The sequence below is a fragment of the Bacteroidota bacterium genome (assembly GCA_018266755.1).
In the GTDB taxonomy this organism is placed as follows: domain Bacteria; phylum Bacteroidota; class Ignavibacteria; order Palsa-1295; family Palsa-1295; genus JAFDZW01.
On record JAFDZW010000005.1, the window covers coordinates 988,475 to 999,749 of the forward strand.

8 protein-coding genes are annotated in these 11,275 nt (G+C 57.4%); 5 read left to right on the forward strand and 3 right to left on the reverse strand.

All coding sequences use genetic code 11. The features are described from left to right. The first annotated feature begins 100 nt into the window (after nt 1-100). The 5 genes from JSS75_08870 (at nt 101) to JSS75_08890 (ending at nt 7,719) form a co-directional block, all read left to right on the forward strand. Nucleotides 101-1,027 (forward strand): KpsF/GutQ family sugar-phosphate isomerase, encoded by a 927-nt coding sequence (locus JSS75_08870; protein MBS1903801.1) that lies wholly within the window; start codon nt 101-103, stop codon nt 1,025-1,027. A 104-nt stretch (nt 1,028-1,131) separates the two neighbouring features. Further along, nucleotides 1,132-1,749 (forward strand): LPS export ABC transporter periplasmic protein LptC, encoded by a 618-nt coding sequence (gene lptC, locus JSS75_08875; GenBank protein ID MBS1903802.1) that lies wholly within the window; start codon nt 1,132-1,134, stop codon nt 1,747-1,749. A 181-nt stretch (nt 1,750-1,930) separates the two neighbouring features. Beyond that, nucleotides 1,931-4,246: a UvrD-helicase domain-containing protein gene (locus JSS75_08880; protein MBS1903803.1), complete on the forward strand. Its 2,316-nt coding sequence runs from the start codon at nt 1,931-1,933 to the stop codon at nt 4,244-4,246. Between the two features lie 130 nt (nt 4,247-4,376). Further along, nucleotides 4,377-7,190 (forward strand): hypothetical protein, encoded by a 2,814-nt coding sequence (locus JSS75_08885; GenBank protein ID MBS1903804.1) that lies wholly within the window; start codon nt 4,377-4,379, stop codon nt 7,188-7,190. Nucleotides 7,191-7,308: 118 nt separating this feature from the next. Further along, on the forward strand, nt 7,309-7,719 hold the full coding sequence (locus JSS75_08890; GenBank protein MBS1903805.1) for a hypothetical protein: 411 nt from the start codon (nt 7,309-7,311) through the stop codon (nt 7,717-7,719). A 64-nt stretch (nt 7,720-7,783) separates the two neighbouring features. Here JSS75_08890 and JSS75_08895 read toward each other — a convergent pair whose 3' ends face one another. The 3 genes from JSS75_08895 to JSS75_08905 form a co-directional block, all read right to left on the reverse strand. Further along, nucleotides 7,784-8,866: a glycosyltransferase family 9 protein gene (locus JSS75_08895; protein MBS1903806.1), complete on the reverse strand. Its 1,083-nt coding sequence runs from the start codon at nt 8,864-8,866 to the stop codon at nt 7,784-7,786. A gap of 85 nt (nt 8,867-8,951) precedes the next feature. After that, nucleotides 8,952-9,902 (reverse strand): glycosyltransferase family 2 protein, encoded by a 951-nt coding sequence (locus tag JSS75_08900; GenBank protein MBS1903807.1) that lies wholly within the window; start codon nt 9,900-9,902, stop codon nt 8,952-8,954. A gap of 859 nt (nt 9,903-10,761) precedes the next feature. Then, a complete protein-coding gene (locus JSS75_08905; GenBank protein MBS1903808.1) occupies nt 10,762-11,271 on the reverse strand; it encodes a hypothetical protein in 510 nt (169 codons plus the stop codon). Nucleotides 11,272-11,275: the final 4 nt, after the last annotated feature.

The window sequence follows — 11,275 nt, forward strand, 5'->3', positions numbered from 1 at the left end:
CTACACGAATACTATTACAGTGCATACAGAGCGTACCCGATCGTTATTCGAATCTGCGAAACGCACATTCCGCATCGAGTCCGAGACCATCGCGCAAACGATGGCATCGCTCGACGAACTCGATTTCGCACGCGCATGCGAGCTGATGCTTGCCTGTAGCGGCCGTGTGGTGGTCAGCGGCATGGGCAAATCGGGCCATATCGCCCGCAAGATCGCCTCGACGCTCACTTCGACCGGCACGCCTGCCATCTTCTTGCATCCGGCGGAAGCGTCGCACGGCGACATCGGCCTCTTGCAGCGCGGCGATATATTGCTTATGCTCTCGAAGAGCGGCGAGTCCGACGAGCTGGCGCCCGTCCTCTCGGCGGCGAACGAACGGCAGGTTCCGATCATCGCGATCACTTCGAATGCACGTTCGCAGCTTGCAAAGGCCGCACGCGACGGCGGCGGTGCGACACTCTTCGCCATCGTCAAAGAAGAAGCGTGCCCGCACGATCTGGCGCCGACATCGTCAACAACGGCGCAGCTTGTCATCGGCGATGCAATCGCCGTTGCGTTGCTCGAGGCGCGCAATTTCACGAGCGACGACTTCGCACGATTGCATCCCGGCGGCGCACTCGGCCGCAGACTGACGATGACTGTGCGCGATCTGATGTCGAGCGGCGCGGACATTCCGATCGTTACTCGCGAGACGCCGCTGCCGGCCGTCATGCTCGAAATCTCCGGCAAGAGATTAGGAGCCGCATGTGTCGTCGACCGTACGAACTCGCTCGTCGGCATTGTCACCGATGGCGACTTGCGGCGATTCTTCCAGCGGCAGGAACTGGTCGATGTGCGCACCGTGACCGCAGGCGACCTCATGAGCCAGACGCCGAAAACTACGTCTGCCGATACACTCGCCATCGAAGCGCTCCACCACATGGAAGACCCGTCGCCGAAAGTGATGCAGCTTCCGGTGCTCGATGAACATGGGCATGTCGTGGGGCTCATTCATCTGCATGAAATCGTCAGAGTCGGGATCGCGTGAACACTGTGCACACAGAGTGTCAGCCTGAATCTAAGGCTGAGAATTCGTTGAGACCCACCTCACGGGTTGCAATGCGCCGCTACACATGCTTCGGGCGGCTGCCGATGGCAATTTCTCTGGGAATCTCATGCCGCTTATGCGTTCTGGCAATGATCGTGCTCTTATTCTCTTGCACCAGCGGCGAAGTCACACCGCCGAAATCCGCAACGATCGCCGAACAGGAAGGCCCGACACAAATCGGCACCGATACACGCGTGACATTTTCGAGCGACGGCAAAGTTCGTGCAGTGCTCAATGCCAAAGGCGTTCGCATCTGGGAGCGCCAACGCTACACGAAGCTCGATTCGTCGGTACGCGTCGATTTCTTCGATAAAGAGAACAAACGTTCGAGCGTGCTTACCTCTCGTCGCGCGTTTATCAACGACAACACGAAGAATATGACGGCATACGATTCCGTCAAGATCACGAGCGATTCCGGCACCGTGGTTATCACCGACTCGTTGCTTTGGGATAATCAAACCCATGAGATCCGCTCCGACGCATTCGTGCGCATCACGGAAAAGAACGGCCGTGTCACCAACGGCCACGGCTTCGTCAGCGACCAGGACATGACGAACTACCACATCCTCCGCCCCATCATCGACGCTCCGGCCTCGGCCTACCAAAACCCGAACGCCCAGGCCCCACTCTCGACACCGATCAAGCCTGGCTTTGGAAACTGAGCAGAACGTGGGGAGAATGTTAAATGTAAAATGTAAGATGTAAAATGTAAAATTGGAATGCAGTATCGCTTAATTTTACATTTTACATCTTACATTTTACATTCTGCACGCCACATTCCGTATTTTACATTCGAATTTCCTGCCACATTCCGGACTCAATTCGTGTTAGATTCGCCCCCAAATGCAATCGAAACTTCTTACCGGACTGAACCCTGCGCAGGCGGCCGCTGTCAGCGGCTCCGACGGACCGACGATGGTTGTCGCCGGCGCCGGCTCGGGCAAAACGCGCGTCCTGACGCATCGCATCGCCTACTTGCTCGAGCGCGGCATTCGTCCGTGGGAAATTCTTTCGCTGACCTTTACTAACAAGGCCGCCGGCGAAATGAAGGAGCGCATCGCGCATCTGGTCGGCGCAGACCTGACGGCCGATTTGTGGATGGGTACGTTCCATTCGGTCTTCGCCCGAATTCTCCGTCGTCATGCCGAACTACTCGGCTACACCCAAAGTTTTTCGATCTACGACACCGACGATACGCTTGCGCTGATCAAGCGTACAATGGAGCGGCTCAATATTCCGCGCGATCAGTTCAATCCCAACGCCGTCCGAAGCCGCATTTCGTCGCTGAAGAACAATCTCATCCGCCCCGAAGAGTTTTCGCTGATGGCGCATGACTTCTTCAGCGAGAAAATCGCGGAAATATATCCGGAGTATATCAAAGGACTCAAGGAATCGAACGCGATGGACTTCGACGATCTGCTTGTAAAGACGATCGAGCTCTTCGTCCATCATCCCGAAGCGCTCGAGATGTACAAGCGTCGCTTTCGCTATGTGCTTGTCGACGAGTATCAGGATACCAACCGGGCGCAGTACATGGTCATCAAGCTGCTCGCCGACGAACACCGCAATCTGACGGTCGTCGGCGACGATGCCCAGTCGATCTACGCGTTTCGCGGCGCCGACATCAAGAATATTCTCGACTTCGAGAAAGATTATCCCGACGTCAAGACGTTTCGTCTGGAACAGAATTACCGTTCGACCGGCAACATCCTCGCCACTGCCGATACGCTGATCAAGCACAACAAGAAACAGATCGCGAAGACGCTCTTTACCGATAATCCGAAGGGCGACCCGGTTCGGGTGGTCGAATGCTCGGACGAACGCGAAGAAGGGGCGTTCATCGTTCGCTCGATCGAAGACGAGATCCGCAAAGAACGCTACGGGCTCAACCAGTTTGCGGTGCTCTACCGCACCAACGCACAAAGCCGCGCACTCGAAGATGCATTCCGCCGACAGGGCATCCCGTACATCATTATCGGCGGCGTCGCGTTCTACAAGCGAAAAGAAATCAAAGATGCGCTCGCATACATTCGCCTGCTTGTCAATCCGGCAGATAACGAATCGGTGGTGCGCGTCATCAACTTTCCCGCGCGCGGCATCGGCGAGACCACACTCAAGCGTGTGCTCGAATTCGCCCGCGAGAGCGGTACCTATGTGCTCGATATTCTCGGTCAGGCAGAACAGATTCCGGGCATCATGCCGCGCCTCGTCGGGAAACTACAGGGTTTTCATAATCTCATCGAGAAGTATCGCAAGGTTCGCAACGAACTCAGCCCCAGCGAACTGCTCCGTTCGCTCATCGACGAAACGGGCATGCTTGCGGAGCTCAAACTCGAGAACACCCTCGAGTCGCTCGCACGCTATGAGAACTTGCGCGAATTTCTGTCGGCAATCACCGATCACTTCACCGAAAAGCCCGATGCGACGATCGAGTCCTTCCTCGAAGAGATCTCGCTTGTGAGCGACATCGATAATGTGGACGGTTCGAAGAATGCCGTCACGCTCATGACGCTGCATGCGGCCAAAGGACTGGAATTTCCGGTCGTGTTCGTCACAGGCCTCGAAGAAGGGCTCTTCCCGAATCCGAACACATCGTTCGACGATTTTTCGATCGAAGAAGAGCGCCGTCTGCTCTACGTCGGCATCACGCGCGCGATGAAGAAGTGTTTTCTGACCTACGCGAAGAACCGGCTGAAATACGGCGAGTATTCCTCCGCAATGGCGTCGCGTTTTCTCGACGAAGTGAGCGAATCCGAAAGCGTCGAACTCACGACGAGTTACGGTTCGCACGTCTCGTCGCTTCGCAGCCGCACCACATCGAGCGATACCGATTTCGTCACTAACTCTCCGGTCTTCAACCGTTCGGCGACGATCGGCAACCGTACGTTCGGTACGAAGAAATATCCGTCGAAGACCTACGGCTCCTCTCCCGCGTCTCGTTCACCCTATGCGCAGGAGGATGCGCCGAGCGAGTATTCGCAGGTCGAATCGGACGGTCAGGTACTGCGTCGCGGGGTACGCGTCTCGCACGAGATTTTCGGCGAGGGCCGCGTGATCGAAGTCAGCGGCAAAGGCGACCAGGCCAAAGCCGTCGTCGATTTCGAAGGCCGAGGCCGAAAGAACCTGATGCTGAAGTTCGCGAAGCTGCGAGTCTTATAAAAGCAAGGGGCGCCGACTACTGTCGGCGCTACCGGTGGGGTACTCATTCTGATCAACCATCCTGCCTCGTCTCGAACTCTACCGCCGAGCGATTGTTCTGTAGCACTCGGATTTATCATCCACCATTGCCATGACGCATTTCGAGGCTCCCCGCTTTCGAACGGTCTCACTGTTGTGTTTCCTTGCGATCTTCGTTGTTGCTATTTCGGGCAGCCGAGCCCAGACGCTGCCGTTCCCATCGACCGGACAGAATATGGACTTCGAAGACGATTCGCTCATGCACTTCCCCCTTCGCGGGTGGTTCACCCCTGCAAAAGAGTACATGCCGAATTACGCGGCAACGATCTCGAAGACATCGCCGTCTCACGGGGTGCAGTGTGCGCGGATCGCGAGCGTCGCACCGCCGAACCCGGGCGAGTTCGGCAACCTGATGCAGACGATCGACGCGAAGCCCTATCGCGGGAAAGTTGTTCGGTTTCGGGCAGCGCTTCGTACCGACGGATCGACAACGTGTTATGCACGGCTCTGGATGCGCGTTGACCGCAGCAAGCAACGCACCGGGTTCTCCGACAACATGTCCGATCGCCGCGTCAATAGCTCGACGTGGCGCAGCTACGACATTATCGGACGGGTTGATACCGATGCGGTCGTCATCAATATCGGGTGCATGCTCAATGGCAGCGGCGAAGCATATATCGACGATGCACACTTCGATATCGTCGAAGCGGATAGCATGCTCTTTGCTCGTCAAGAGGCGAAGCCGCTCACGCCTCGGGGCCTCGAGAACCTCGTCGCGTTCGCAAAATTATACGGATACGTTCGGTTCTTTCATCCGAGCGACGGTGTTGCCGACGCGAACTGGAATATCATCCCGATCAACGGCGTTCGTGCTGTCGAAGACGCGCCGGACGCTGCAACACTTGCAACGAGACTGCAAACGTTCTTCGCCCCGGTTGCCCCGTTGCTTCGAGTGTTTGCAAACGAGAAGCCGGCGGCCACTCCACCAGAGCTTGCACATCCATCGGACACGGATGTTGCCATCGCATGGCTGCATCACGGCGTCCGTCTTCTCGGCGACGGCAACATGTATAATAGCCGCCGCGTATCGGCTGACGAATTCACCGGCCGCACGGCGACCGAAGGCGCGTACGGCGGTCTGACCCAGACTGTTAATGCTTCATCGCTGCGCGGACAACATGTCACATATTCGGTCTATACACATTCGGGCTTCGGAAGTCATGAAGTCCCGGTCGAGTTCGCCATCCGAGTCGCCAGCCACGGCGCATTCAACGAGACACCACTCGAGCATACGCTCGTCGTGCCATCGCCGCAATGGCAGCGAGTAAGCGTCTCTGCAACGATACCGGTCGATGCAGACAGCATCAGCGTCTCGGCTCGCATCTACGCCGCGACGGGCGTATATTACGATGACGAAGCGCTCTGCATCGGCGATAGTGTCACGCCGGAGCATCCGAATCTGTTGCTCAACGGCAGTTTCGAAGAAGGCTGGAAACATTGGGACGGCTCGCCGACGAACGATTACGTCGAAGATATTCGTACCGGAGAGCATTTCAGCGGCATGGCCGCCGCGTTCTCGACAGTCTCGCAAGCGGTGAAGCATACAAGTGCATTCCCGAGCACCACGCCTGCTCGCTATGACCTTGGCGCAGGCGTATCTTGTCTGTTGCCGATCGCATTACCCAAATCGCTGACGCATCTTCTGGGCACAGGCGGCCACCGAGCGATCGACACGCTTCGCAGCGGGTACTACCCAAGCGGCAACGACCGTGCGACGCGGCTTGCGGACGTGATCACTGCCTGGAACATCATTGAGCACTTCTGGCCGTACTTCGATGTCGTCCATGTAGATTGGATGCACGAACTCCGCGCGGCACTCACGCGCGCCGCGAGCGATGACGACGATCTGCGCTTCGGTCGCACACTCCGAATAATGATGGCATCGTTGCACGACGGACACGCATGGGTCGGAGATATGGCGCCGCACCGACAAGCCCCGTTCACGGCCGTCATCGCAGACAGCAGAGTCGTCGTCAATCAACTCGCCGAAGGATATGCGGGTGCGATTCGCGTTGGCGATGTGATCAATAAAGTAAATGGAGTCCCCATCGCGCAATGGTACGCACGGATCGATAGTCTGACACCCGCCGCCACTCGGACGGCGCATGAATACAAGGTGTATGAGAACCTCTATGCTGCGCTCGACGCCGATAGCGTGGTATTGACGATCAGCGACCGAGACAATAAGTATCGCGACATCGCCGAAGTTGTGCCGAGTGTTACGCCGACATTTGCTCGACCGAAGAAAGAACATATCGGTGAATTGCGCGATGGAATCTGGTATGTCGATCTCGATGCGACAACATCGGACGAGCTTAGCGCAGCGCTCGGCAAACTCGAACATGCAAACGCAGTGATCTTCGATCTGCGCGGGTATCCGAATCACATGCTTCGCGAACCGATCTCGCACATGATCTCGACGACTGCACTATCGCCTCGGATGAGCGTCCCGCTGGTGATGTTGCCCGATCGCGTCGATGCAAAGTGGAGCAATGTCCGATGGCAGATCAAACCGAGTCTGCCCCACCTGACGAATATCGTCCATCTGGCCGACGGACGCGCCGTCAGCGCCGCCGAGACGTATCTGAGTATCATCGACGCATACCACATCGGCGAGATTGTCGGCGATACCACCGCCGGCACGGACGGGAATATTAATCCATTCACGCTCCCGGGAGAATTCTATGTGTCCTGGACCGGCATGCAAGTGCTCAAGCACGACGGTTCGCAATTACATGACGTCGGCATTGCACCGACGGTCGTGTGCAAACCGACACTCCGCGGCATTCGCGATGGAAAAGACGAAGTACTCGAAAAAGGCATCGAAGTAGCCGAAAAAATGATCGCGCACCAACCGATTCACTGACAACCGACGGATTACATGTGCTCCCAAGTAGTGGAAATACGATAGGTTATCGTAGGGTCTCCCGTTTGGCACGATAGTTGAGCATATTCATGGTAGTGTTCACAAATTGCACACTCCTATGAAAGCATATCGATTCATAGCGGGAGCAATGATGCTGACATCGCTCCTTTGTAGTTGTAAGGACACGCACGAGAGGCCGGAAGCGCAGGCCATGGCCGCTGTTGCAAGCGCGCCGGTCGTAGATACGGCGGCAATCCTCGCTGCCGACTGGGACCGCTTCAAACTTCAATCCGAACAGCGCATCGCCGAAATCGAGGACAGCTTGTCACTCTATGACATGAAGATTCGCAATGCGACGGCGACGAGCAGAGCGGCGAGAAACGATGTGCGCGAACGCGTGATCGCCCTACATCGCCGACTCGCTCAGCGTGACGAAGCACAAGGAAGCATGAAACGCGCGGGCGAAGCGATCACTCGCGGCATCGATACACTCGGACGAAAGGTATCGCACCTCTTCACGAAGGATTAGGAAGTTTCTTCCCCTGTGTACGTAGCCTACCTCATACACCTACAGTGGCGCACAGTGTATCGCGCTACTGTAGGTGTATTGCTGACTGATAGACTTTTTCGACCGGCAGGTGGTCTAAGCAGAAATACTCGGGATTGACGCATGTGCCGCGGAAGTAGCACTGGCACGGCTTGTCCGGTTCGATGAGCTCGCCGAGACCATACAGATCGCCGAACTCGTACTTATTGAATATATTATTGATCAGGACAATCTTCTTTTCGAGTGCGACTGCAATATGAAACGCCATCGTCACACCGCTGATGATCGTCGAGCACTTGTCGACAAGCGAGATGAACTGCTTCAACCCGAACGTCCCGAGGTACTGTGCAGCACCGTCGGCAAGGCGAGCGATCTCGCGGTTGCGCGCATCTTCGTCGGGTCCGCCGAGTAACAGCACGCCGTAGCCTTGCGACTGTAATTTCTTTGCCAACTCGGCCCAGTGTTCGACGGCCCACAAGCGCGACGTCCAGCGCGCACCCGCGCCGGTGTTCATGCCGATAAGCGGCTTCGAGAGATCGAGTCCCTCGAACTGCATATCTGCCGGAGCGTCGATCAGATATTTCTCGCCGGCGAATTTGTAGCCGCAGATCTCGAAGAGTTCTTCGGGATATGATTTGCGATTCGCTTTGCTGACATCGTCGAACACGCCGGTGACATACTTCTCGGCTGCCAACGCATTCGCCGGACGCGACACGCCAAGCTCGTCGAGCAGGAAGCCTTCTTTACGTTTGGCGTGCAAGCGGTTTGCAAGCGCGCAGGCGTGATGGTCTTTATCGAGATTGATGATACGCGAAAACTTCAGCGCACCGAGGATCTCGAGACTATCAGGGCTCCACTTCAGGATGCGATCGACCATCGACGTCGGCACCAATTCCGGCGAGAGCGTCAACCACCAAATGCGCGCAGTCGGGTGCTCGTTCTTCAGCGGCGTAAGCAGCGGTGTGGTGCGCAGCACGTCGCCCGCTGCGCCGAGCTTGATGACGAGGATGTTCTCGGTGACGGGTGCGTAGTGTTCGCAGCCGTCGCAATGCACGCCGAACTCTTTATGTGGCTTGCACGGAATGTCGCCTCGAAAATGCCGACAATCGGAATTGATGAGAATGTCCATCCTTCAATGCAAAATTCGATCTGAACACGGTACGATTTACATTCGATGTACGAACGTCACATGCGTTCGCCGTACATGCAATGTCTTAATGATTCCTCGGTCGCGGTGCGCGTCGTTGGCGCTCGACCGAAGTCTGCTGGTTGCGCATCGAGTTCTTCACCATCATTTCGCCGAGCAAGCCGATCGAGATGAGTTGCACGCCGACCAAAATCAGCAGCACACCGAGCAGCAGGATCGGGCGATTCGAAAGCGTCGTGAGTCCGCGTGCCCATTCGACGGAGACCCACACATTGATGACAAAGCCGATGAAGGCGAAGAGTGTGCCGATCGTCCCGAAGAAATGCAGCGGGCGGCGGCCGTAGCGATTGGTGAAGATGATGGTCAAGAGATCTAAGAAGCCTTTGAAAAAGCGGCTCGTGCCGAATTTGGATTTTCCGAACTTACGCGGGTGATGCAACACCGGCACTTCCGCAACACGGAAGCCCATCCAGTGTGCCAGAGCCGGCAAATAGCGGTGCATTTCGCCGTAGACGTCGAGCGAGTCGGTCACGGCCTTGCGATACGCTTTGAGCCCGCAATTGAAATCATGCAATTTCAATCCGCTAAAGAAGCTGGTGACGGAGTTGAAGAGCTTCGACGGCGCCGTCTTCGAAAGCGGATCGTTACGCTTCTTCTTCCAGCCGGTCACGAGATCGTATCCTTCGTCGAGTTTCGAGATCAGATTCGTGAACTCCTTCGGGTCGTCCTGCAGATCGGCGTCCATCGTGATGACGATGCCGTGCTTCGCTTCGCGAAATCCTGCGGCAAGCGCCGCCGACTTTCCTAAGTTCGAGCGGAATGTCAGCACCGTGACGCGGCTCGTCCCTTCGGCGATGTCTCGCAAGATCTCCGAAGAACGATCGGTCGAGCCATCGTTGATGAGAATGATCTCGTTATTCTTCTCGCACAATTTGAACAGCTCTTCGCGGACCGATGCGACGAGTTCGCGAAGCGATTCCTGCTCGTTATAGAGCGGGATCACCACAGAGATACCCAGGTTTGTCGCCATCGCACGGGCTCGTGGGAATGCGTTGTCCGCCGTTTTCGGTCCTCCGACACGCATCTCCGGCCTCGGCGGTCGTTGCTCTCTGCGCTGTTCGGGGCGCGCACCTCGATCGGGTCGCTCGCTTCGCTCCGGGCGCTCGCTGCGTTCGGGACGATCGCCACGATCGGCTCGCGGAGCGCGTTCCGGCCGTTCGCTGCGCTCAGGACGCTCACGACGTTCGGGGCGCTGACCACGAGTGCCGCGATCAGCACGCGGTTCTGCGGAAGCACCTTCGGGCTGCGCCGTTTCAGCGGCCGATTCGGCAATGCCTGCTGCCAGCGTCGGCTGACCTTCCGGTCTCGGACCGCGATCGCGGCGGTCACGGCCTCGTCGGTCGCGACCACGATCACGACGTTCTCGCGGCTGGTGTTCGCCTTCCGGCGTCTCGGCGGGTGCAGGAGCCTCGGTCTGCATTTCTTCCGTCGTCTCGGCGAGGACGGGGCTGAGGGGTTCGACATCTTTGGCCGGGATGAACAAGTCCGGAACCTCGAGTTGCGTACGCGATGCTGCCGATGCTTCGGCCTCGGTCTTGGGCTCGCTCGCCATCGGTGGCGCTTCGACGGGTTCGCTTGCGGGCTGGGCACTGTGTTGCTGCTTCATGCGTGCCGCCATCCGTTCGGCGATGATGTCCCGTGCCGGTGCTGGCGTCGGTGCGCGTTCGGGACGTTCTTCGCTCTGGCTTTCCAGAGGGGTCAATTCGTTGTCCATTCGTATCTACGTTCTGCCCATACAGGGTAAGCTGAGATAACACGGCACTTGCCAAAAACGTCCGCAGAATGGATCGCTCCGTTCGACCGCTCGGGGCGAGTGGTTATAACACGGCTGCCCGGACCGCTTCGACCGCAGTTTGAGCGTTGGATACATCGAGAATCGTCGGGTCCTCACGCGTCGGTACCTTGATCACCAACCGGACCGTTCCGGTGGTATACCCGCATGCTTTCGAGAGGCGGCTGTCCCAATCGAGGATGACACCGGTCGTCGCTTCCTTGCGAAACCCGCGGCGGAAGAGCCATTTGAATACGCCCGGAACGTCGGGCAAGGCAGCAACGGGGATGATCTTGACCTGTTCGCTCGGCATAGTGCTGCGCAGATGGGTCTCGGGTGCAGTATAGTTGCCATTGAAGCTCGTGTGCAGCGCTGCGCCGATGATTCGTGCATTGTCGGAGGCATCGCGGTCGGCGATCACCAGAACGAAGGGCTTTGCAGAAAACGCAGACCACACGACCTCCTCGCCGAATTGGTCTTCCGCAGGTTCGCCGGAGAGCGCACCAAGGATGCGCCCCCAACTGAGCGTGAGCAGTATGAGAGCCTGAAGCGTCACGAAT

Bases quoted from the DNA above. Each gene is read 5' to 3' on its own strand.
- JSS75_08880 (MBS1903803.1), top strand. From the start codon at position 1,931: ATGCAATCGAAACTTCTTACCGGACTGAACCCTGCGCAGGCGGCCGCT.
- JSS75_08885 (MBS1903804.1), top strand. From the start codon at position 4,377: ATGACGCATTTCGAGGCTCCCCGCTTTCGAACGGTCTCACTGTTGTGT.
- JSS75_08890 (MBS1903805.1), top strand. From the start codon at position 7,309: ATGAAAGCATATCGATTCATAGCGGGAGCAATGATGCTGACATCGCTC.
- JSS75_08895 (MBS1903806.1), bottom strand. From the start codon at position 8,866: ATGGACATTCTCATCAATTCCGATTGTCGGCATTTTCGAGGCGACATT.
- JSS75_08870 (MBS1903801.1), top strand. From the start codon at position 101: ATGGCATCGCTCGACGAACTCGATTTCGCACGCGCATGCGAGCTGATG.
- lptC (MBS1903802.1), top strand. From the start codon at position 1,132: ATGGCAATTTCTCTGGGAATCTCATGCCGCTTATGCGTTCTGGCAATG.